Below are 20540 nucleotides of genomic sequence, written 5' to 3'. Positions count from 1 at the left end.
ACGCCCGCGCGTGAGTGAGAGGACGGACAGCGACGTGAGCCTTGCCGACAGCCGGCCCGGGCCGGACGTACCCGCGCGGGGCCGCCCGCGCAGCGCCGCGGTGGAACACGCCATCGTGGAGGGAGTGATGAGACTCCTGGAGGACGGCGTGCCCCTCGCCGAGCTGTCCATCGAGCGCATCGCCCGCACGGCCGGGGTCGGCAAGGCCACCATCTACCGCCGCTGGAGCGGCAAGGAGGAGCTGTTCGTCGACGTGGTCCGCGCGGCCGAGCCGCCCGAGCCCGAACTGCCCGGCACGTCCATGCGCGACGACCTGCTCGCCCTGCTGGAGAACCTGCGGCAGCGGGGCCTGGCCAGCCGCTCCTCGGCCCTGCTGCACAACGTGCACGCCCAGATGAAGAGCAATCCGAGGATCTGGGCCGCCTACCACGACAACGTCATAGCGCCCCGGCGCGAGCAGGTCCTCGACGTGCTGCGCCGGGGCCAGCGCGACGGCGAACTGCGGCCGGACGTCGACGTGGAGCTGGCGAACGACCTGTTCGTCGGGCCGGTCCTGGTCCGCTCCGTCATGCGTCCCGACGCCGAACTGCCCGAGGACCTGGCGGAGCAGATCGTCGACGCGGTCCTGGCCGGCCTACGGCCCGTCAGCTCCACAGCCTCGTAGCACTCCTGTGCGCGTTTCGTCACAGACACGGCCGGTTCGCCGCTGTCCGGAACTCCCGCCACCGCTCCGCTCGTCCTCGTCTTCCGTACGGCCGTCACGGGACGGCGGGAACGGAGCCGGTCATCCCCTAGGGTCGAAGGCACGGGGGGACGAACGGTGTGCACGGCAGGCAGTGAGGCAGACGGTATGGCGCAGCAGGCGTACATGACGGAGACGGCGGACGGCGGCTCGGGGCCCGAGCGACCGGGGACCCGGCTCCGACGCCTGGCGCACCGGCTGCTCGGCGGCTGGCGGGGCGATCCGCGGATCTGGCGCCGGGGCGCCGTCCTCGCCGTGCTGTCCCTGCTGCTCGCCCTGGTGATGCTGGTGCACTCCCGCATCCCCAACCGGGTGGGCAACCTCGGCAGTCTCACCGAGACGTTCCTGCCCTGGCTCGGCCTGGCCATCCCGGTGCTGCTGGTGCTGGGCGTGGTGCGCAAGTCGGCGACCGCCCTCATCGCGGTGCTGCTGCCGGCGGTCGTCTGGCTGAACCTCTTCGGCGGGCTGCTGACCGACAAGACGGGCGACGGCGGCACGGCGGGCGCCGGCGATCTGATGGTGGCCACCCACAACGTCAACGCCGACAACCCGGACCCGGCCGCGACCGCCACCGACGTGGCCGCGTCCGGCGCCGACCTGCTGGCCCTGGAGGAACTGCCCGCCTCCGCCGTCCCGGTCTACGCCAGGGCGCTCGCGCCGACGTACAAGTACCACGCGGTGGTCGGCACGGTCGGACTGTGGAGCCGCTACCCGATGACCGAGGTGCGGGCGGTCGACATCAAGCTGGGCTGGAAGCGGGCCATGCGCGCCACCGTGACGACCCCGCGGGGCCCGGTCGCGGTCTACGTCGCGCACATGCCGTCGGTGCGGGTGAAGCTGGCGGCCGGGTTCACCGCGCGACAGCGGGACAAGAGCGCCGCCGCGCTCGGCGAGGCGATCTCCGACGAGACCCTGCCGCGGGTGATCCTGCTCGGCGATCTGAACGGCACCATGAACGACCGCTCGCTCAACGGCGTCACCTCGCAGCTGCGCTCCACGCAGGGCGCGGCGGGCAGCGGCTTCGGGTTCAGCTGGCCGGCGTCGTTCCCGATGGCCCGCATCGACCAGATCATGGTCAAGGGCGTGGAGCCGGAAAGCTCCTGGACGCTGCCGCGCACCCGCAGCGACCATCTGCCGGTGGCGGCCCGTGTGAAGCTGGACACGGGCTCGTAACCCGCCGGACCACCCGACCTGGGCGATCCGGCGGAAAAGGGCGACGTGCGGGGAATGCCGATCGGCACGCATTTGTTTCGAACTGGAACATACTGCGAGACTCGATCCTCTCCCCCGCTTCCGCTCTGAAAGGTCCCTCATGCCCCTGGCCCTGCTCGCCCTCGCCGTGGGCGCCTTCGGCATCGGTACGACCGAGTTCGTGATGATGGGCCTGCTGCCCGACGTCGCGGACGACCTGCACCTCTCGATCCCGGCCGCCGGGCACCTGGTCTCGGCGTACGCGCTGGGCGTGGTGATCGGCGCGCCCCTGCTGGCCGCGGTGACCGCCCGCATGTCCCGCCGTACGGTGCTGATCTGGCTCATGGCCCTGTTCGTGGCGGGCAACGCCCTGTCGGCGTTCGCCCCGGGCAACACCTCGCTGCTGGCCGCCCGCTTCCTCAGCGGTCTGCCGCACGGAGCCTTCTTCGGGGTGGGCGCGGTCGTCGCCACGGCGATGGTCCCGCCGGAGCGCAAGGCCCGCTCGGTGTCGCTGATGTTCCTCGGCCTGACCGTCGCCAACATCGCCGGCGTGCCCGCCGCCACCCTCATGGGCCAGCACTTCGGCTGGCGGGCCACGTTCCTCGCGGTGAGCGCGATCGGCGTGGCGGCGATCGCCTCGCTGGCCCTGCTCATCCCGCGCGATCACACGCCCGCGCCCGCGACGGGCCTGCGCGGCGAACTGGCCGCACTGCGCTCCCTGCCGGTCTGGCTGGCCCTCGGCACGACGGTGGCCGGCTTCGGCGCGCTCTTCGCGGCCTACAGCTACATCACCCCGATGCTGACGGGCACCGCGGGCTACGCGGAGACGAGCGTCACCCTGCTGCTGGCGCTGTTCGGCGTGGGCGCCACCGCGGGCAACCTGCTCGGCGGCCGCCTGGCGGACCACTCGCTGCGCACCACCCTGTTCGGCGGCCTGTTCTCCCTCACGCTGGTGCTGCTGCTGTTCCCGCTCCTGATGCGGGCGCAGTGGAGCGCGGCGCTGGCGGTGACCTTGCTGGGCATGGCGGCGTTCGTCACCGGCTCCCCGCTCCAGCTCATGGTGATGGAGAAGGCGTCGGCGGCCCCGTCCCTCGCCTCCTCGGCCAACCAGGCCGCCTTCAACCTGGCCAACGCGGGCGGCGCCTGGATCGGCGGCCTCACCCTGGCGGCCGGTTTCGCCGCGACGTCCCCGGCCCTCGCGGGCGCGGCCCTCGCGGTCCTCGGCCTGGCCGTGGCGGGTCTGGCGTACGCGGTGGACCGCCGCCGGGCCGTCACCCACGCGGGCCGCGTGATCGCCTCCCACGTACCGGAGAGCACGGGGGCCCTGCACCACTGACACCCGCACGGGCCCGGTTCCCCGGCCGGGGAACCGGGCCCGTGCTAGCCGGCCCGCACTTCGGTGTTCTGGCACGCGTGCAGCAGCCACCGCCCGTCGTTCTCCCTGGCCATGATGTACAGCGGAGCGCCTTCCGTGCCGCCCTCCGCCGAGTGGTAGACCTGGCGGACCTTCACGGCCGCCACGTCGGGCCGCAGGAACCGTATGTGCACGGCCTGGTAGGTGACCTCGCCGTCCCAGCTCGCGGCGGGCAGCACGGCGCGGGTGAACTCGGCGATGGCGTCGAGGCCGATGAGGACCTTGCCGTGGGCGGTCGTCCAGAGGGCGTCGGGATGGAACAGGGCGAGGAACCCTTCGGTGTCCTTCGCCCGCTGTGTGCGCTCGACGGTGGCCACGACCTGCTCGATGGCCGCGGTGTCCGCGGTTACGGTGCTCATGCGGATCACTCTGCGACCTCAAGCCGACTTGAGGTCAAGGTCCGACGGCCGCGCGGACCGGCCGCTCCCGCCCGCCCGGTCACGGCACCGTCCGGCCGGTCACGGTCCCGCTCCCGTCACTTCCACGGGTCGGTGAACGACCGGCCGGGCACCGGCTTGGCGATCAGCGCCACCGGGATGAAGAAGCCGACCTGGCCGATCGCGAACATCAGCGTGGCCAGCGCCTTGGGCTCGTAGTGGCCGGCCGCCTGCGCGTACAGCTCGTCGGAGACCCGCTCACCGGCCGCGGACGGCCGGAACACCGCTTCCGCCAGCGCCAGCGCGGCGCGCTCGGCACCGCTGAAGTACGGCGAGTCCGGCCAGGACGCCACCGAGGTGATCCGCTCCTCCGGCTCCCCGGCCTTGCGCAGGAACCCCGTGTGCAGCACGGTCAGGTAGGTGCTGCCCACGAGCTGACCGGCCCGGAGCTGCACCAGGCTGATCGTGGAGCGCGGTACGGAACCGTTGCCGGTGACCCTGAACAGGGCCGCCGACACCTCCGCCAGCTCGGGGACCAGTGCCGCGGGGTCCTCGGGCATCCGCGGAACCATCGGGACCTCCGCCGTGATCGAACGTGCTTCCATCGCCGTCTCCTTCGGGCTTTCAGGTTGCTGTCACCGCTCTGACGGATCACGGCGGCGAAAGGTGACCGCCGCACGGCGGGCGCGCTTGGAGCGCCGGGTTCCGGGCACGCGGAACCCGGACAGCGGAGGCCGAGCCGGAGGTGGTGCCGTGAGAAGGAAGACGTACCGAGTGGCCGCCTCGGGACAGTGGACCGACGAGGAGGAGGGGCGCCGCCGGCTGCCCGCCGGGGAGGTCCACGCCTGGGAGCCGGGGCTGAACCAGACGGTCTGCGGGCTGGCCCTCAGCCGCTCGCAACTGGTCCGCTTCCCGGGCGTCGCCTGGGCCGACACGTTCCCGGAGTCCGGCGGCGCGGCGGACCGGGTGCAGCGCGTCTGCCCCCGGTGCGCCTCCGTGGCCGGCCGCCGCGGCACCGACGCCCGCCCCCGCTGGCAGCGCACCAATCCCCGGCCCTGAAGCCGCACCGCGCGGAGTGATACGCGGCTTTCCGGCGGGTACCCGGTGCTTCTGTCACGGGTGAGGGAGCAGTGCGGATGGTGTGCGGATGGTGAGGACGGCGGAGTCGCGCTCCGGGGAGCAGGATCTCGCCGGGCGGCTGCGGCGTACGGCGGCCGATGTCTTCGGCTGGGAGCGGCTGCTGCCCGAGCAGCTCACGGCCATGGAGTGGGTGCTGCGCGGCCACGACACCCTGGTCGTCATGCCGACCGGCTCCGGGAAGTCGGCCGTCTACCAGGTCCCGGCGCTGCTGCTGTCCGGCCCGGTCGTGGTCGTCTCCCCGCTGCTCGCCCTCCAGCGGGACCAGATCGCCGGTCTGCCCGAGGACGACCGGACGCCGGGCGCCGTCGCGATCAACTCCGACCTGGGCGCGGCGGACACGGAGGCGGCCTGGGAGGACGTACGCGCCGGCCGGGCCCGCTTCGTCTACCTGTCGCCCGAGCAACTGGCCAGGGACGACGTGGTGGACCGGCTGGCCGAGGCACGCCCGGCCCTGTTCGTCGTGGACGAGGCCCAGTGCGTCTCGTCCTGGGGCCACGACTTCCGGCCCGACTACCTGCGCCTCGGACAGGCCGCGCACCGCGTGGGCCGGCCGCCGGTCCTGGCCCTGACCGCGACCGCCGCCCCGCCGGTGCGCCGGGAGATCGCCGAGCGGCTGGACATGCGCGAGCCCCGGCTGATGGTCACCGGATTCGACCGGCCGAACATCCGGCTGGAGGTCCGCCGCTTCCTCGACGAGGACGAACGCCGGCGGGCCGTCGTGGAGCGCGCCGCCGCCGAGCCGAAGCCGGGCATCGTCTACGCGGCGACCCGCAAGGAGAGCGAGCAGTACGCCGCCGAACTGGCCGGGCTGGGACTGGCCGCCGAGCCCTACCACGCCGGACTGCGCGCCGCCGAGCGCTCCCGCGTCCACGACGCCTTCCTCGCCGGCGAGGCCGATGTCGTCGTGGCGACCTCGGCGTTCGGCATGGGCATCGACAAGGAGGACGTACGGTTCGTCCTGCACGCGGCGCTGCCGGGCTCCCTGGACGCCTACTACCAGGAGATAGGCCGCTGCGGCCGGGACGGGCAGCCCGCCCTCGCCGTCCTGCACTACCGGGCGAAGGACACCGGCATGCAGGCGTTCTTCGCCACCCGGGCGCCGGGCCGCGAGGCACTGACCCAGGTCGCCGAGGCCGTCCACGACCACCGCGCGGACCCGGCCGGCCTGGACGAACTGCACGAGGACACGGGCCTGACCAAGCGGCGGGTCACCGCGGTGGTCAACCTCCTGGAGGAGGCCGGCGCCGTCGACACCGAACCGGACGGCGAGGTGCGCCCGGCCGAGGGCGTCTCACCCGGCCGGGCGGTGCGGCGCGCGCAGGAGACGGCCGAGGAGCACCGCCGTACCGACCGGTCGCGGGTGGACATGGCGCGGGCCTACGCCGAGACGACCGGCTGCCGGCGGCACTTCCTGCTCGGCTACTTCGGGGAGCCCTACGACGCCCCGTGCGGCAACTGCGACACCTGCGACGCGGGAGCCGGGACGCAGGACGGCGCGGGACGGTCCGCGGGGCGCTACCCGACCGGGACCGAGGTGCGGCACGAGCAGTTCGGCGAGGGCACCGTGCTGAGCGAGGAGGCGGACCGCATCACCGTGCTGTTCGACCGCGCCGGCTACCACACCCTGTCCCTCGCGGCCCTGGCCGGACACGACCACCTCCTCACGGTGGTACGCCGCCCCGGCGAGGACCGGCCGGACGCCTGACGGCGCCTCGCCCCGGCGTCAGTCCAGCACCTCGCACCACACCGTCTTGCGGTCCGGTCCCTGCTCCACGCCCCACCGCTCGGCGAGCGCGTCCACCAGCGCCAGACCCCGGCCCGACTCCTCCGTGCACCCGGCGGAGCGCGGGACGGGCAGCGCGCGCGGGCCGGGATCGGTCACCTCGATCCGGGTACGGCCGTGAGCCGCCGTACCGGTGACGCGCACGGTCACCGGGGTGCCCTCGCCCAGGTGCTCGATGACGTTCGTCAGCAGCTCGGTCACGCACAGCCGGATGTCGTACCCGTGGTGGCGGAGCCGGTGGCGCAGCTCCGGCGCGGCCTTGGGCGTGGCGAGCAGACGGAACTCCAGCGACGTGATCACTCGGCCGCCGCCTTCCGCAGTACGGTGAGGGCCCGCGCGGTCGCCGTGTTGCAGTTCCCGAGCGTGACGAGACCGGCGGGCGGGTCGTACGTCCCCGCGAAGCTGGGCAGGTCCACCCGGAGCGAGGGCAGCGTGATGCCGTGCAGGGCCAGGGCGGCGCGGAGTTCCTCGACGCAGCGGATCACGTCGGGGGTGGTGGGGGAGCGGTCTGGCATGGGGCCACAACCTTCTGTGCGTGGTGTGACGAACAGCTCACAGAGTGTCGCGCGAGTCGCTACCGTGAAAGAGGTTTCGCGTTCGCGGCCAGGGCAGCGGAGGAGTGTGGGCGGTGACCCGCGGCAAGGACATCGACGGCTCGACCAGCGTCCCGACCTTCTACGGCAAGGAGTTGCGGTGGAAGAGGGAGGCGGCGGGCCTGTCACTGGAGGCGTTCCTAGAGGGCAGCTTCTACGGCAAGACGTACCTCAGCGACATCGAGCGCGGGCAGCGGAGGATGCCCGTGGATATGGCCCGCCATGCGGATCGGGTTCTGAAGACGGACGGGTTCTTCGAGCGGCGTTGCGATGATGTGCGCAGGGCGAGGAAGGATGGCCACGCCGAGTACTTCGCCGATGTGCTGGAGCTGGAGAAGCGAGCACAGGAGATCGAGGAGTGGGACCCGCGACTGATCCCGGGTCCGCTGCAACTGGAGCCGTACATCAGGGCGCTGGTCCTGTCGGCATACCCCACGGAGCCCGAGGAAAGGCTCGCGGCCAAGGTCGCTGGACGGCGCAGCCGCGCGTGGCTCTTCGAGGACCAGGCTTCACCGGACACTTGGGTGATCCTGGATGAGTCGGTTCTCCTGAATCCGATCCTTCCACCGAACGAGATGGCGGAACAGCTGGCCCACCTCGTGGAGGTGTTGCGCAAGCGCCGGACGTTCACGCAAGTCGTACCGCGGAAATTGGGCGCTCACCCGTTCATGATGGGCATGGCGAGGTTCATGACCTTTGATGATGCCCCGCCGATCATGTACACGGAGGCCATGTACAGCGGTCAGCTGATCGATGATCCGGCGCTCGTGAAGCAGTATTCGAAGGCATACGGTCGTCTCAGGGCCGCCGCGCTGGATCCCGAGACGTCCCTCAACCTCATCGAGCAAGCAGCCGAGGACTACCGAAATGGCAAGAACCCCCATGCACTTGAGTGAAGCTCACTGGTTCACGAGCAGCTACAGCAACGGCGACGGCGGTCACTGCGTCGAAGTCGCCGACAACATCCCCGGACTCGTCCCCGTGCGTGACTCCAAGGTCCCCGAGGGCCCCGCCCTCATCCTCACTGCCTCCGCCTGGACCCCCTTCGTCACCGCGCTCAAGTCCCAGTAGCGGCACCGGTCAAGCACCCGGGGGAGGGCTTCGGCCTCCCCCCGGTGGCCGTCGCCAGGCCGACCCGACGAGAGGACCCCGCAGTGACCGAGCGCCGTTCCGCCCGTGCCGCGGTGTTCTCGGCCGGGTCCTGGGGCACCGCGGTGGCCAAGATCCTGGCCGACGCCGGCACCGGCGTCGTCGTGCACGCCCGCCGTGGCGAGATCGCCGACGCGATCAACACGCGTCACCGCAACCCCGGTTACTTCCCGGACGTCGAACTGCCCGCCGCGCTGACCGCGACGACCGACCCGGCCACCGCGCTCGCTGGCGCGGACTTCCTGGTGCTCTCCGTCCCCGCGCAGAGCCTGCGTACCAGCCTCGCCGCGTGGGCGCCGCACATCGGTCCGCATACCGTGATCGTGTCGCTGGCGAAGGGCATCGAGCGGAGCAGCACGTTGCGGGCGAGCCAGATCATCACCGAGGTGACCGGAGTGGGTACCCACCGGGTCGCGGTGCTCTCCGGACCGAACCTGGCACGCGAGGTCATGGAGGGCCGGCCCGCCGCCGCCACCATCGCCTGCCCTGACGAGGACGCCGCCCACCGCTTTCAGAAGGCATGCCACACCGGCTACTTCCGTCCCTACACGTCCGTCGACGTGACCGGCTGCGAGCTGGGCGGTGCGGTCAAGAACGTCATCGCCCTGGCGGTCGGGATCGCTTCCGGCATGGGCCTCGGCCACAACGCGCGGGCGATGCTCATCACCCGTGGGCTGGCGGAGACCACCCGCCTCGCGGTGGCGATGGGCGGGCAGCCGGCCACCCTCGCCGGGCTGTCCGGACTGGGCGATCTGGTCGCCACGTGCTCCTCCCCGTTGTCGCGCAACCGCACCTTCGGCACTCACCTGGGCAAGGGACTGAGCGTCGAGGAGGCGACGGCCGCCACCCGGCAGACCACCGAGGGCGTCAAGAGCGCGGAGGCGATCCTCGGGCTGGCTAGCGCCCACGACGTCGAGATGCCGGTCACGGAGGTGATCTCCGCCCTGCTGCGCGAGGAGGCCACGCTCGACGAGGCCGCCGCGGCGCTGATGCAGCGACCCCCCAAGCCCGAGCACTGACCTCCTGGCAAGCCACCGCCCGACCTCTGGATCCGGCCCCGCACGGCAGACGTCTTGATCAAGAATGGTCCGGTCGTTGCCCACGCCGACCACGGATCACAGCCACCGTGCCGGAGGAGGAACCCGATATGGCCGCCCCCTGGGATGCTCTGGCGTCCACGAGCGTCGGTGCCGTCGCCACCATCCTCGGCATCGTGGTGGGCGGCTTCGTCGGCCGCCGCAGCCAGAACCAGCAATGGCTGCGTGACACCCGGACGGCAGCCTACGGAGGCTTCCTCCAGGAGTTCACCGCTGTCGAGATCGAGTTGCGTGAGGCGTACCTCGACGACCGGCCCAACAACGTCGACTGGCCGCCGTTCAACGCCGCCTTGACCTCACTCAGCCTGGTCGCGACCCGGGACGTCGTGAACGCGGCAGGCGACCTGGCCGATGCGATCGGCCGCTTCGCGCTCCTGGTCGCCGACGACGGCCCGAAGAACCGCGACGACCTCCAGCGGATCATGGCGGAACTCGCATCCGGACAGCTCGCCTTCGTCAACGCGGCCCGTCGTTCCCTCGACGACTCCCAGCAGCCGATCGACCGACAGCTCGGCGGACCGCCGCCCTGGCGAGAGATCGAGCCCTACGCCCCCACACCCCGCTCCGGCGACTGACACCGGAACTCGGCGCGCAGGGTGGGGCTCGGCTTCGCAGCCAGTGGTCATCGCTCCGTCACGTGGCGTAGTCAAGGGAATCGAAATAACCGGGCTATATTGCCGGATTATGGAGCTTCCTCCGCACATCACGCGTGAACAGCGCTACCCCGTGACCCGCAATCTGGGCTGGCACCACGTCCTGGACAGCCGTTCCCTGGACTACCGGGTGGAGCCGGCGGATCCTGCCTCGTTGAACACCGTGGAGTGGACTCCGAAGGTCCCGGTGCTCCAGCAGGACGAATTGAAGAAGCGGGGCATCGACACCGCCGAACTGCTCGGTGCTCAGGAGGCCGCCGACGGTCTGGGCGCCTGCGCGCCCTACGGCTGTACCACGGCCCTGTCGATCGTGCTGGACGACGATCGGCTGGCGGAGGCCGGCATGGACACCACCGACCCCTCGGGAGGTGAGAAGTTCGCCCTGCGCTGGTACGCGGCAGCCACCTTGATGGATGACCTGCTGGAGAAGCAGTACCCGAACGACGACTGCGGCACGACGGGCATCGCCTGCTGCAAGGCTGGGCACAAGGAGGGGTGGTACGACAGCTACCACCCCATCACCTCTCCCCTCGCCCTGGTGACCGCGTTGCAGTCCGGCCCGGTCGTGATGGGCACGCACTGGTACGACGCCTTCTCCTACCCGGACGGCGACGGCTTCATCGACTCAGGAGACTGGGACAAGAGCCCGATCGTGGGCGGTCACACCGTCTGCGTCGCGCGCGTGGAGGAGATCGGCCGCACCCCTGACGGCGACCTGGACCCCCAGCGCACGGTCCTCGCCCTGCGCAACTCCTGGGGACCCGGCTGGGGCGAAAAGGGCTGGTTCCGCATGCGGCTGAGCACCTACCAGCGCGAGATCAAGAACATGGAGGCCTACCAGTTCCGCGTAGCGCCACGGATCATCCGCGGTTAGCAGGACCGTTCTCCACCGGATTGCCCTGTCTGCCTGCGCGGAGGCGGGGAGAGTGCGCCGGCCCCGGCGTACCGGCGCACATGGCCCGGCCTTACCGGACTAATAGGTCTGTTTGGGCGGCTGCTGCGGCTGCTGCGGCTGCTGGGGCTGAGGCCGCGACATGCGCGTCTGCGGCTTCACCTCTTCCGCCTGATCGTCGGCGGCGGTGCGCTCGGGGGCGTCTTTGTCCCGGGAGACGGCCCTGTCGGACTTGCCGGTGGAGGACCGGTCCTGCTTCTTCGCTGCCATGACGTGATTCCTGCCTGTCGGCCTCCGGCTCGACACGCGCGGAGGCGGGGAGAGAGCGCCTGATGCGGCGTCCTGCCAGCCACTTTGCTCCCGATGCGCGAGCACGGCATGCCGGTACGCACCTGCCTTCGGCCGTTCGGGTGGCCGTTGCCGGCACGGCCAGGTGATCCGCACGCTGGGGGATGCCCGCTCGGCCAGCGGCGGCAGGGGGCCGGGGCACGGTGGGCAGCAGCCAGGAGTGCGGTGACGCGGGCGGGGTCGGTGCCGGCGATGGTGGCGACGCGGTCGCCGACTCCGGTGGGCGCGGTCAGGACAACGACGGACCGGCCAGAGCCCGGCTTGCCTGACGAACCCGTGGGAGAGGCTCTTGCAAGCGCCCTTCGTGATACCGGAAGTCCCCGGTGACCTTGTGGATAGGTTCCGGACTGTTTGCGGATCCCACCGGATCACACGGGCGGGGCCGGTCGTGTCGGGGTGGGGCACCGTGCGTGCACGGCTATAAGTACCGCAACCGACGGCCCAGAACGCAGTTACGTGGGATGCTCATGCAGACCAAGATCAAAGCCGTGGCCATCTCCTGCGCTATCGCGGCTGGCACGCTCATGTTCGGCGCGCCCACCGCCTCGGCCTCCGGCTATTACTGCGACTCGTCCGGCTACATGTCCGACAACACTCCGACGCACCAGCCTCTCCAACGGGGTTCTCGCTCACTGGAAGGCGTACTCGGGCAGCACCAACACCACGATCATCACGGCCTACTCTAAGACCGGCGGTTCCACCATCAGTGCTCGTCTCGGCTACACGCTGGGTGGCACTACCCATTACGGTTCCTACCAGTCCATAAGCTCTGGCAGTACCAAGTCGACATCCTGGGAGAAGACCGGGGATTACTACTGCTCGTCGACCGTAGGCCTGCTCAACTACAGCGACGGCACGTACCAGACGCCTTCCGCGCACTGCTGAACCGGCAGCATCAAGGCCCCGTCTCTCAGGGCGGGGCCTTTGGTTATTCCTCTGCCCGTTCCTGATTGCCAAGGACTGAGCCCGTGTTTACCGCTGTTTTCCAACACCACCACGCCTATCTGGCCGTGTGCACGCTGGTGGCACTCGTGCTCGGCGGGTCGGCGTGGTTGCTGGCCCGCCGTCTCGGCAAGCCGTACGGAACGTGGTGGGGCTGGCTCGCGGCCACCCTCACCGGCGTGCTGGGAGTCACCTTCATGGGTGGTGGTCCGGCCGGCGGCCAGTGCGTTATCAATCATGATCTTGCCGAGCCGTTCCACACCACACAAGGTCTGTGGAATCTCGCGTTGACCGTACCCCTTGGACTCTTCGCCCTGCTGGCCGTCCGCAGACCGCTGCCGGTCCTGGCCGGTGTACTGACATTGCCCGTGGCGATCGAGTTCACGCAGGCGACCGTGAGTGGTCTCGGGCGGGTCTGTGACAGCTCGGACGCCGAAATGAACATCCTGGGCGGCCTCCTGGGACTCGTCGTCGCGACGGTGATCCTCGCCAGTGGCCGATCCGTCGACTGGCAGGGAGGTGCCAAAGCGGCGCTCGTCACCGTTGTGGCCGCCCTGTTGCTGGGCACCGGTGTCGCTGAGCCGATGCTGACCTTCACCAACATCGACGGTACTGGCCTTTCGGCGGCGAACTCACCGCAACGCCGAGCCGTGGAGCAGGCCGTGCGACAGGCATTCGGCGACCGGTACGCCCTGGGGCATGTGTATGAGCAGCCATGTGTGGAACTGTCGTGTACCAACATCCTTTTCACGCTGCTGAGCCGAGACAAGAACCACCCACGAGCCTTCGCCAACGGCAACCTGTCATGGCCGGACAAAAAGCACCTGAACATACTGCTCGAAGACGGTAACCGATCCGCAGTGATGGGCTATCCGGTGGAGGGGGCGAAGCAGCCGGCCAACGAGCAAGAGGCCTTCCGGATCGCACAGTCGTATACGGACAAGCGCTATCCGTGGGCGCAGGGGGCGGTTGTGCACCGGACCTTTCCGGTCGGGGAGAAAGCGGAACTGGGATGGATGACCAACTGGCGCTGGCTCGACCGCGACGTCCTGATGCCACGGATGCTGGACGTACAAGTCGACAAGGCCGGACATATCTCACAAGTTGACGTCACTCTCGGTCCCACGCACGTGCCTCTTGAGAAGGCCAGGCTGGACGCGCGGCAGGCCGAAAAGGCCGTGAAGGAGGCGATGGCGGCTCAGGCCGAGGCCCATGGGCGTGGCACCCCGCATGGTCTTGCCGTGAAGGCGTTCACGCTCAAGGCGGTCGACCGGGACGGTGCCTGGCGGCCCGAATGGCTCGTGGGGGTTTCGGCGGACCCGAAGGCCGACGAGGCGACGATGGCGTCCGACGCGGGGGACGCATGGCACGTGGACGCCGTCGACGGGCGGGTCTACGACGGCAGCGGCACGCAGGTGGGGACGGACTGACCGGAGCGCGAGGCGGCCGTACCCGCGCGCTCGGTCCGCGCGGTAGGACACCATCCGACGCCAAGGGGGGCGTGAGGCCACCAGCGCCTCACGCCCCCGGTCTGTATGGCGGGTCAGTGCCGGCGGTACGACTGGACGTAGCCGTGGGCCGGGGAGCCCACGCCCGTCACGTCGTCGTAGCCCTTCACCGCGGACAGGGAGCTGTCCTCGCCCAGGGTGCGGGCGGAGTAGAGCAGACCGTCCGCCGCGTCCACGCCGTTGGCGAAGTCGACGCGGGCGACCGCCAGGCCGGAGCCCGTCGGGTTGTCCGTGACGTCGTGGTAGACGCCCTGCTTGCCGTAGTCGGCGTAGATCGCCGGGTTGGCGAAGCCGAGCGGCTTGCCGCCGCGGGCCTCCTGGGCCAGCGCCTGGACGCCGGCGATGACCGGCGCCGCCAGCGACGTGCCGCCGATGCGGTACTCGCTGTACTGCTCGGTGCCGTCCGGGAAGGTCTGGGTCTGGCCGACGAGGAAGCCGGTGTTCGGGTCGGCGATGGCCGCGATGTCCGGGACGACGCGGTTGCCGGCGGCGTTGTTGGCCGTGGCGAGCGCGTCCGGGACGACGCCCTTCTGGTAGTACGGCTGCGGCACCGTCCTGCTGGTGCCGCCGCCCGCGCCGGAGGTGAACGTGCCGGGAAGGTTCGTCCAGCTCTTGCCGTCGGCCGACAGGGTCGCCTTCTCGGTGCCCCAGCCGGTCTCCCACAGGTACTTCTCGTCCTTGCCGACGGCCAGCGACGTGCCGCCGACCGCCGTCACCCACGCCGAGTTGGCCGGGGTGTCGACCTGCTTCACACCGGAGGCCGCGACCTGGTCGCCGTCGTCACCGGAGGAGAAGTAGAAGCCGATGCCCTGCACCGCGCCGAGCTGGAAGACCTGGTCGTACGCGGCGGCGAGGTCCGGCGTCTGGTTGGCCTCGATGTCGCCCCAGGAGTTGGAGACGATGTCGGCGAGGTGGTCGTCGACGACCTTGCCGAGGGAGTCCAGCAGGTCGTCGTCGTAGCAGGAGGCCGCGCCGACATAGGTGATGTCGGCGGCCGGGGCCAGCGCGTGCGCCGCCTCGACGTCGAGGGTCTCCTCGCCGTACCAGCCGGCCGCGCCGCACTCCTCGGTCTTGGTGTAGTTCTTCGGCAGCACCTGGTGCAGCTGGCCGGTCTTCCAGGCCGCGTCGCCGTGCTTCTTGGCGTAGGCACCCGCGTCGTAGGCGATCGTCGGGGAGGCGTACGCGTCCGTGATCGCGATGCGGACACCCTTGCCGGTGTAGCCGCCCGCGCCGTAGGCCGCGCGGAGCTGCTTGCCGGTGTAGCCCCTGACCGCGTACGGGATCTTGCCGCCGTACGCGTCCGGGAGGGTGGTCGCGATGTTCGAGCCGTAGTACGAGGAGAACGGCCCGGAGTTCTTGAACACGGCGTCCGGCGGCGGGAGCTGGTCGTCGTGGTGCGCGGTGTGCGGGGCGTTGTCCAGGCCGGTGACGGTCAGGACGGCGCCCTTCAGCGCGGCCGGGGCGGAGGCGGTGCGCGCCGGGGCGCGGTAGGTCTTCGCGCCCTTGGCGTAGTCGTGGAGCTGGGTGCCGAACGCCTTCTCGGCGGCGGCCACGTCACCGGAGACGGCGACGTAGTGCCCGGTGACCGCGGTGACGGTCAGACCGGCCGACTTCAGCCAGTGCGTGACCGCGGCGACCTGCGCCTTGGTGGCGCCGAAGCGGGCCTGCGCCTTCTTCGCGCTCAGGTACTTGCCGTAGAGCGGCGAGGCCGGGTCGGAGACCGCCTTGGCGTAGGCGGCGAGGCCGGCCGCGTCCCGGCCGGCCAGGTAGACACGGGCCTTCACCCGGCCGCTGTCCGGGGTGGCGCCCCGGTCCGCCTTGGCCGTGGCCCACAGCGGCTTGGTGCCCTTCAGTACGTCACGGGCGGGGCTGTCGGCGGCGTGTGCCGCGGGTATGCCCAGCGCCAGCGCTCCGGCGATCATCGGCAGTGTCGCTGCCAAGCTCACCCCGGCGCGCACGGTGGCGCGGTTGGATCTCATGAAACCCCCTGCGATGCGATTCGCATGCATGTAGTGGCTGGTGCCTCATGCGATCCGCGCCCCGGCCCGCGGCGGTTTCGGCCGGTGAAGGGATCACATGATGGGGGTCACTCTTGCGATGAACCGTTCATGCCAGGGGAACGGGGAAGTCAAGAGAAGATCAAGTCCACGCCATCCGGGGCGATTTGGGCTTTTCCTCCTTACGGGGATGTTACGAACGCGGTTGCGCCCCACGCTCCTTGAGCATCCCGGCCATCAGCTCGATCTCCGACTGCTGCGCCTCGACCATGCCCTGCGCGAGCCGCTTCTCCACGCCGACCGTGCACTTGGCCACACAGCCCTCCGCCATGTGGACACCGCCCTTGTGATGGTCCGTCATGAGCTGGAGGTACAGGATCTCCGCCTGCTTCCCGTTCAGCGACTCAAGCCTCTTCAGCTCGGTGTCGGTGGCCATCCCGGGCATCAGCGCGCCGTCCTTGCCGGCGGCCATGCCGCGCATGCCCATCCAGGTCATCGGCGGCTCGGCCGACACCTTCGGCAGCCCCCACAGGTCCAGCCAGCCCAGCATCATGCCGCGCTGGTTGGCCTGCGTCTGCGCGATGTCGTAGGCGAGCCGCCGCACCTCCTCGTCCTTGGTGCGGTCGCGCACGATGTACGACATCTCGACGGCCTGCTGGTGGTGGACGGCCATGTCCCGCGCGAAGCCCGCGTCGGCCGACTCCGCGGCCGGTGTCCGCTCCCGCGCTCCGCCGGAGTCCTGGGCGACCGCGTACGTGATCGCGCCGGCCGCGGCCAGCGCCGTCACCGCGCACCCGGCGACCCAGCCGAGGGCGTGCCGGCTCACTTCATGACCCCGCCGGTGCACGAGGCACCCGGCTCCGGCGTCTGCTGCCCCTGCACGTACGCGGCGAAGAACTTGTCCACTTCCGGGTCCTTCGCGCTCTTGACCGCCACCTGGTGGCCCCACGCCGACAGCAGCAGCGGGGCGTCCTGGTTCGCGTACGGGCTCATCAGCGAGTACGGCGTCTTCTTCACCTTCGCCGCGAGCGCGTCCACGTCCGCCTTGGGCGCCTTGCCGGTGTACGTCACCCAGACCGCGCCGTGCTCCAGCGAGTGCACGGCGTTCTCCTCCGGGACCGGGTCGGTGTAGACGTCACCGTTGCAGTTCAGCCAGACCGGGTTGTGGTTGCCGCCGACCGGCGGGTGCATCGGGTACGTCACCTTGGTCGTCACGTGGGTCCGGGCCAGCTTGCCCGACCAGCTCTTCACGCCGTCCTCGCCGGTGGTGAAGTGCCCGGAGTCCCCGGCGCCCTTGGCGTCGCCGCTCGCGGTCGAGTCCTTCTTGTCCGACTGCGTGTTCACCAGGACCACGCCGCCGACGACGAGACCGGCGACCACCACCGCGCTGGCGGCGACGAGCAGGATCCGGTTGCGGCGTTCCCGGGCACGCTCGGCGCGCCGCATCTCGTCTATGCGCGCCTTGCGCGCCGCGGTGCTGCTGTTCTTGCCGGAACCCATGAGAGGTGTCCTTCGGGAGAGGAACGGGCGGGGACGGTGGGGCCCGCTGATCGTAATGCGGAAAGCGTCCGCTGCCGTAGGGCGTCGCACGGCCGGCGGTTAATTTGAAGCCAGGATGCGCATTACCTACCCTCGCGGTATGCGGCTGCTGCGCTCCACCGACCTGGCCCTGCGCGTCCTGATGCGACTGGCCGTCATCACCGACGCCACGCCCACCACCCGCCAGGTCGCCGCCGACATGGGGGTGCCGTACACGCACGCCGCGAAGGTCGTCGCCGGACTCCAGCACCTGGGCCTGGTCGACGCCCGCCGCGGCCGGGGCGGCGGGCTCACGCTGACCGAGCGGGGCCGTGCGGCCTCGGTCGGCGCGGTCGTCCGCACCTTCGAGGGCGACGGCGACGTGGTCGCGTGCGAGGGCGCGAACCCCTGCCCGCTGCGCTCCGGCTGCCGCCTGCGCGGCGCGCTGCGCCGGGCCCAGGAGGCCTTCTACGCCACCCTGGACCCGATCATGATCGCCGACATCGTCACCGACCCGACCGGCCCCCTGCTGCTGGGCCTCTCCAGGGGGCCGGCGGCCGGGGACTAACGCTCTGGCAGGCGGTCGGCGGGAGGCAGAGCGTCGATCAGCTGATCGATCTCGTCGTCCGTGTTGTAGTAGTGCACGGAGGCGCGGACCACCGACGTGAGGGACCGGGGTGCGAGGTCCCAGCGCGCGTAGCCCGCGAGGGAGACCGAGACGTTGATCCCCCGGGCCTGGAGGGCCCGTGCGACGTCCTGGCTGTCGCGGCCCTCGACGGTGAAGGTCACGATGCCGCACTGGCGGGCGCCACGGTCGTGGACCCGCACCCCGGGCAGGGTGCGCAGGCGTGCGCGCAGGTTCGCGGCCAGGCGGGTCACCCGTTCCCCGATGGCGTCGAGGCCGAGACCGAGGGCGTAGTCCACGGCGGTGCCGAGGCCGATCTTGCCGGCGTAGTAGGTCTCCCAGTTCTCGAACCGGCGGGCATCGGCCCGGACCCGGTAGCTGTCGGCCGACGTCCAGGTGGCCGCGTGCAGGTCCAGGAACGGGGGCTCCAGCCGTTCGCGGATGCGCGGCGAGCAGTAGAGGAAGCCGGTGCCGCGCGGCCCGCGCAGGAACTTGCGGCCGGTCGCGGTGAGCAGATCGCAGCCGATCTCGCCGACGTCCACGGGCATCTGGCCGAGGGACTGGCAGGCGTCCAGCAGGTAGACGATGCCGGCCTCGCGGGCCGCTCTGCCGATCTCGGCGGCCGGGTTGACCAGGCCGTTCTGGGTCGGCACATGCGTGACCGCGATCAGTTTGACCCGTTCGTCGATCATCGCGCGCAGTGCGTCGACGTCGAGCTGGCCGTCGGCGTCGTCCGGTACGACCTCGACGCGCACGCCGTGGCGGCGGGCGGTCTGCAGGAAGGCGATCACATTGCTCGCGTACTCGGCACGGGCGGTCAGGATGCGGTCGCCTTCGGCCCAGGGCAGGGAGTAGAACGCCATGTCCCAGGCGCGGGTGGCGTTCTCCACCACCGCGATGTCCTCGCGTCCGGCGCCGATCAGACGGGCCAGCGAGTCGTAGGTGCCCTCGATCCGCGCGGCCTGCGCGGCCGCGGCCTCGTACCCGCCGATCTGCTCTTCCAGGCGCAGATGCCCCACCACGGCATCGACCACCGGGCGGGGCGGCAGAGCCGCCCCCGCGTTGTTCAGGTGGACCACCCGTGCGACGCCCGCCGTCTCCTGACGGACCCGCTCCACATCGATCGCCACCGGCACCCGACTCCTTCACGCGTATGCGTCCCTTCGCGATCACCCACGCTACGGTCCGCACGGCCGCCGGGTCGGCGGGCATGCCAGGACGGCGGGCGGCTGCCGGGTTCCGCCGGGCCGCCCCCCCTCGCCCGCCTACGGCTCCGGCTGTCCTGATTCCGCTGACACAGCTCAGCCCTGGGCCAGCCACAGGTCCGGGCCGAACACCTCGTAGTGGATGTCGGCCGGGGCCACGCCCTTGCCGATGAGCTGGGCGCGGATCGCGCGCAGGAAGGGCAGCGGGCCGCACAGGTAGGCGCGGGTGCCGGGCCGTACGGCGATGTCCGCCAGGTCGGGCAGGCCGGTCCGGGCGTCCGGCCCGGCGTCACGCTCGTAGAAGAAGTGCACGTCGGCAGCCGCCAGCTTGCCGGCGTAGGCGGTGTGGTCGGCGCGCAGGGCGTGGTCGGCGGGGGAGCGGTCGCCGTGCACCACGGTGACCGGGCCGCGGTGGCCGCCGGCGGCCAGGCCGGCCAGCATCGCGATCATCGGCGTGACACCGATGCCCGCGGAGGCGAGCAGCACCGGCGTGTCCGCGCCGGCGTCCAGGACGAGGTCGCCGTACGGCTCGGACAGCTCCAGGACGTCACCGGGGCGCACCCGCGCGTGCAGGTGGTGCGAGACCTCGCCGTCCGGTGTGGTGCCGCCGTGCACCCGCTTGACGCTGAACTGGCGCACGCCCTCGGCCGGCGCCCCGGACAGGCTGTACTGCCGTATCTGCCGGGCCCCGTCCGGCAGGGTCACGCCCACGGAGACGTACTGCCCGGCGCGGAAGCCGGCCACCGGGCCGCCGTCCGCCGGCCGCACCCGGAAGGTGACGACGTCCGCGGTCTCCTCGACCCGGTCGACGACCTCCCACGCGCGCAGGCCGGGGCCGCCGCTCTCCTCGTACAGCCGCTTCTCGATCGCGATGAGCGCGTTCGCCATCAGCCAGTAGACCTCGTCCCAGGCGGCGGCCACCTCGGGCGTGACGGCGTCCCCGAGGATCTCGGCGATCGCGGCGAACAGGTGCTGGTGGACGATTTCGTACTGCTCGGGGGCCACGCCCAGCGAGGCGTGCTTGTGGGCGATCCGGCCCAGCATCGCGTCCGGCCGCTGCTCCGGGTGGTCCAGCAGACGGGTGGCGAAGGCCGCGATGGAACCCGCCAGGGCCTGCTTCTGGGTGCCGGCGGCCTGGTTGCCCCGGTTGAACAGGTCCCGCAGCAGCTCCGGGTGGGCGGCGAAGAGGCGGGCGTAGAAGCGCTCGGTGATCTCGCCGATGGCGGCCCCGACGGCGGGCAGGGTGGCGCGGACGGTGGCTGCGGACTGCTCGGTCAGCATCGGGACTCCTCGGAGGACTCGGCTGATCAGCACGGTAAGAAAATTGGCATGTGGGATGCAAATTAAAAGGCAGTGGTATCGCTCA

The 20540-nt window shown here is 71.1% G+C and carries 22 protein-coding genes; 12 read left to right on the top strand and 10 right to left on the bottom strand.

The window, feature by feature from the left end; genetic code table 11:
* Nucleotides 1–34 precede the first annotated feature (34 nt).
* The 3 genes from ACH4OA_RS31550 to ACH4OA_RS31540 all read left to right on the top strand — a co-directional run bounded on the left by ACH4OA_RS31550 (nt 35) and on the right by ACH4OA_RS31540 (nt 3269).
* Entirely contained in the window at nt 35–664 is a 630-nt protein-coding gene (locus ACH4OA_RS31550) for a TetR/AcrR family transcriptional regulator (protein WP_397943396.1), read from the top strand.
* A 186-nt stretch (nt 665–850) separates the two neighbouring features.
* The gene (locus ACH4OA_RS31545; RefSeq protein WP_397972756.1) at nt 851–1915 is read left to right on the top strand and encodes an endonuclease/exonuclease/phosphatase family protein; all 1065 of its coding nucleotides are present in this window, start codon (nt 851–853) and stop codon (nt 1913–1915) included.
* A 139-nt stretch (nt 1916–2054) separates the two neighbouring features.
* A complete protein-coding gene (locus tag ACH4OA_RS31540) occupies nt 2055–3269 on the top strand; it encodes an MFS transporter (RefSeq protein WP_397972754.1) in 1215 nt (404 codons plus the stop codon).
* A 44-nt stretch (nt 3270–3313) separates the two neighbouring features.
* Here the strand turns inward: ACH4OA_RS31540 and ACH4OA_RS31535 are convergent, their stop codons facing one another.
* Both ACH4OA_RS31535 and ACH4OA_RS31530 read right to left on the bottom strand, forming a co-directional pair.
* Nucleotides 3314–3706: an SgcJ/EcaC family oxidoreductase gene (locus tag ACH4OA_RS31535; protein ID WP_365875904.1), complete on the bottom strand. Its 393-nt coding sequence runs from the start codon at nt 3704–3706 to the stop codon at nt 3314–3316.
* Nucleotides 3707–3822: 116 nt separating this feature from the next.
* Nucleotides 3823–4329: a carboxymuconolactone decarboxylase family protein gene (locus tag ACH4OA_RS31530; RefSeq protein ID WP_397972752.1), complete on the bottom strand. Its 507-nt coding sequence runs from the start codon at nt 4327–4329 to the stop codon at nt 3823–3825.
* 169 nt (nt 4330–4498) lie between these two features.
* On the opposite strand from ACH4OA_RS31530, the gene ACH4OA_RS31525 reads away from it, so the two are divergent.
* Together ACH4OA_RS31525 and ACH4OA_RS31520 are read left to right on the top strand one after the other, a co-directional pair.
* On the top strand, nt 4499–4783 hold the full coding sequence (locus tag ACH4OA_RS31525; RefSeq protein ID WP_397972750.1) for a hypothetical protein: 285 nt from the start codon (nt 4499–4501) through the stop codon (nt 4781–4783).
* A gap of 88 nt (nt 4784–4871) precedes the next feature.
* Nucleotides 4872–6569, top strand: coding sequence for a RecQ family ATP-dependent DNA helicase (locus ACH4OA_RS31520; protein ID WP_397972747.1), 1698 nt, complete (start codon nt 4872–4874; stop codon nt 6567–6569).
* Nucleotides 6570–6587: 18 nt separating this feature from the next.
* Here ACH4OA_RS31520 and ACH4OA_RS31515 read toward each other — a convergent pair whose 3' ends face one another.
* Both ACH4OA_RS31515 and ACH4OA_RS31510 read right to left on the bottom strand, forming a co-directional pair.
* The gene (locus tag ACH4OA_RS31515) at nt 6588–6947 is read right to left on the bottom strand and encodes an ATP-binding protein (protein ID WP_397972745.1); all 360 of its coding nucleotides are present in this window, start codon (nt 6945–6947) and stop codon (nt 6588–6590) included.
* Nucleotides 6944–7162 carry a hypothetical protein gene (locus ACH4OA_RS31510; protein WP_397972743.1) on the bottom strand — a complete coding sequence of 73 codons (219 nt, stop codon included), beginning with the start codon at nt 7160–7162 and terminating at the stop codon, nt 6944–6946. Before ACH4OA_RS31510 ends, ACH4OA_RS31515 begins: the two co-directional genes overlap by 4 nt.
* 113 nt (nt 7163–7275) lie before the next feature.
* On the opposite strand from ACH4OA_RS31510, the gene ACH4OA_RS31505 reads away from it, so the two are divergent.
* The 5 genes from ACH4OA_RS31505 (at nt 7276) to ACH4OA_RS31485 (ending at nt 11013) form a co-directional block, all read left to right on the top strand.
* The gene (locus tag ACH4OA_RS31505; protein ID WP_397943410.1) at nt 7276–8136 is read left to right on the top strand and encodes a helix-turn-helix transcriptional regulator; all 861 of its coding nucleotides are present in this window, start codon (nt 7276–7278) and stop codon (nt 8134–8136) included.
* Entirely contained in the window at nt 8123–8311 is a 189-nt protein-coding gene (locus tag ACH4OA_RS31500) for a DUF397 domain-containing protein (protein WP_397972741.1), read from the top strand. Before ACH4OA_RS31505 ends, ACH4OA_RS31500 begins: the two co-directional genes overlap by 14 nt.
* An 83-nt stretch (nt 8312–8394) precedes the next feature.
* Nucleotides 8395–9408 carry an NAD(P)H-dependent glycerol-3-phosphate dehydrogenase gene (locus ACH4OA_RS31495; RefSeq protein WP_397972738.1) on the top strand — a complete coding sequence of 338 codons (1014 nt, stop codon included), beginning with the start codon at nt 8395–8397 and terminating at the stop codon, nt 9406–9408.
* Between the two features lie 128 nt (nt 9409–9536).
* Nucleotides 9537–10061 (top strand): hypothetical protein, encoded by a 525-nt coding sequence (locus ACH4OA_RS31490; protein WP_397972736.1) that lies wholly within the window; start codon nt 9537–9539, stop codon nt 10059–10061.
* Nucleotides 10062–10170: 109 nt separating this feature from the next.
* On the top strand, nt 10171–11013 hold the full coding sequence (locus ACH4OA_RS31485; RefSeq protein ID WP_397972733.1) for a C1 family peptidase: 843 nt from the start codon (nt 10171–10173) through the stop codon (nt 11011–11013).
* 99 nt (nt 11014–11112) lie between these two features.
* Here the strand turns inward: ACH4OA_RS31485 and ACH4OA_RS31480 are convergent, their stop codons facing one another.
* Nucleotides 11113–11301 (bottom strand): hypothetical protein, encoded by a 189-nt coding sequence (locus ACH4OA_RS31480; RefSeq protein ID WP_397972730.1) that lies wholly within the window; start codon nt 11299–11301, stop codon nt 11113–11115.
* A gap of 1046 nt (nt 11302–12347) precedes the next feature.
* Here ACH4OA_RS31480 and ACH4OA_RS31475 point away from each other — a divergent pair.
* A complete protein-coding gene (locus ACH4OA_RS31475) occupies nt 12348–13751 on the top strand; it encodes a VanZ family protein (RefSeq protein ID WP_397972728.1) in 1404 nt (467 codons plus the stop codon).
* Nucleotides 13752–13864: 113 nt separating this feature from the next.
* On the opposite strand, the gene ACH4OA_RS31470 is transcribed toward ACH4OA_RS31475, so the two are convergent.
* The 3 genes from ACH4OA_RS31470 to ACH4OA_RS31460 form a co-directional block, all read right to left on the bottom strand.
* Nucleotides 13865–15808: a protease pro-enzyme activation domain-containing protein gene (locus ACH4OA_RS31470; protein WP_397943413.1), complete on the bottom strand. Its 1944-nt coding sequence runs from the start codon at nt 15806–15808 to the stop codon at nt 13865–13867.
* Between the two features lie 211 nt (nt 15809–16019).
* The gene (locus ACH4OA_RS31465; protein ID WP_397972725.1) at nt 16020–16652 is read right to left on the bottom strand and encodes a DUF305 domain-containing protein; all 633 of its coding nucleotides are present in this window, start codon (nt 16650–16652) and stop codon (nt 16020–16022) included.
* Nucleotides 16649–17326: a DUF3105 domain-containing protein gene (locus ACH4OA_RS31460; protein WP_397945690.1), complete on the bottom strand. Its 678-nt coding sequence runs from the start codon at nt 17324–17326 to the stop codon at nt 16649–16651. Before ACH4OA_RS31460 ends, ACH4OA_RS31465 begins: the two co-directional genes overlap by 4 nt.
* A gap of 139 nt (nt 17327–17465) precedes the next feature.
* Here ACH4OA_RS31460 and ACH4OA_RS31455 point away from each other — a divergent pair, with 139 nt between their 5' ends.
* Nucleotides 17466–17912 (top strand): RrF2 family transcriptional regulator, encoded by a 447-nt coding sequence (locus ACH4OA_RS31455; RefSeq protein ID WP_397972723.1) that lies wholly within the window; start codon nt 17466–17468, stop codon nt 17910–17912.
* Here ACH4OA_RS31455 and ACH4OA_RS31450 read toward each other — a convergent pair.
* Both ACH4OA_RS31450 and ACH4OA_RS31445 read right to left on the bottom strand, forming a co-directional pair.
* Entirely contained in the window at nt 17909–19099 is a 1191-nt protein-coding gene (locus tag ACH4OA_RS31450) for an aminotransferase class V-fold PLP-dependent enzyme (RefSeq protein ID WP_397972720.1), read from the bottom strand. The genes ACH4OA_RS31455 and ACH4OA_RS31450 overlap by 4 nt on opposite strands.
* Nucleotides 19100–19270: 171 nt before the next feature.
* Nucleotides 19271–20455: a globin domain-containing protein gene (locus ACH4OA_RS31445; RefSeq protein WP_397972718.1), complete on the bottom strand. Its 1185-nt coding sequence runs from the start codon at nt 20453–20455 to the stop codon at nt 19271–19273.
* Nucleotides 20456–20540: the final 85 nt, after the last annotated feature.

The organism is Streptomyces sp. NPDC017095, from assembly GCF_044332325.1.
Classification (GTDB): domain Bacteria; phylum Actinomycetota; class Actinomycetes; order Streptomycetales; family Streptomycetaceae; genus Streptomyces.
The sequence above is the reverse complement of the archived record's forward strand: the minus strand, read 5'-3'. Positions and strand labels throughout refer to the sequence as shown.

Coding starts and splice junctions, on each gene's coding strand:
- ACH4OA_RS31545 (WP_397972756.1), top strand. CDS start 851: ATGGCGCAGCAGGCGTACATGACGGAGACGGCGGACGGCGGCTCGGGG.
- ACH4OA_RS31540 (WP_397972754.1), top strand. CDS start 2,055: ATGCCCCTGGCCCTGCTCGCCCTCGCCGTGGGCGCCTTCGGCATCGGT.
- ACH4OA_RS31535 (WP_365875904.1), bottom strand. CDS start 3,706: ATGAGCACCGTAACCGCGGACACCGCGGCCATCGAGCAGGTCGTGGCC.
- ACH4OA_RS31530 (WP_397972752.1), bottom strand. CDS start 4,329: ATGGAAGCACGTTCGATCACGGCGGAGGTCCCGATGGTTCCGCGGATG.
- ACH4OA_RS31520 (WP_397972747.1), top strand. CDS start 4,872: ATGGTGAGGACGGCGGAGTCGCGCTCCGGGGAGCAGGATCTCGCCGGG.
- ACH4OA_RS31510 (WP_397972743.1), bottom strand. CDS start 7,162: ATGCCAGACCGCTCCCCCACCACCCCCGACGTGATCCGCTGCGTCGAG.
- ACH4OA_RS31500 (WP_397972741.1), top strand. CDS start 8,123: ATGCACTTGAGTGAAGCTCACTGGTTCACGAGCAGCTACAGCAACGGC.
- ACH4OA_RS31490 (WP_397972736.1), top strand. CDS start 9,537: ATGGCCGCCCCCTGGGATGCTCTGGCGTCCACGAGCGTCGGTGCCGTC.
- ACH4OA_RS31485 (WP_397972733.1), top strand. CDS start 10,171: ATGGAGCTTCCTCCGCACATCACGCGTGAACAGCGCTACCCCGTGACC.
- ACH4OA_RS31480 (WP_397972730.1), bottom strand. CDS start 11,301: ATGGCAGCGAAGAAGCAGGACCGGTCCTCCACCGGCAAGTCCGACAGG.
- ACH4OA_RS31470 (WP_397943413.1), bottom strand. CDS start 15,808: ATGAGATCCAACCGCGCCACCGTGCGCGCCGGGGTGAGCTTGGCAGCG.
- ACH4OA_RS31460 (WP_397945690.1), bottom strand. CDS start 17,326: ATGGGTTCCGGCAAGAACAGCAGCACCGCGGCGCGCAAGGCGCGCATA.
- ACH4OA_RS31455 (WP_397972723.1), top strand. CDS start 17,466: ATGCGGCTGCTGCGCTCCACCGACCTGGCCCTGCGCGTCCTGATGCGA.
- ACH4OA_RS31445 (WP_397972718.1), bottom strand. CDS start 20,455: ATGCTGACCGAGCAGTCCGCAGCCACCGTCCGCGCCACCCTGCCCGCC.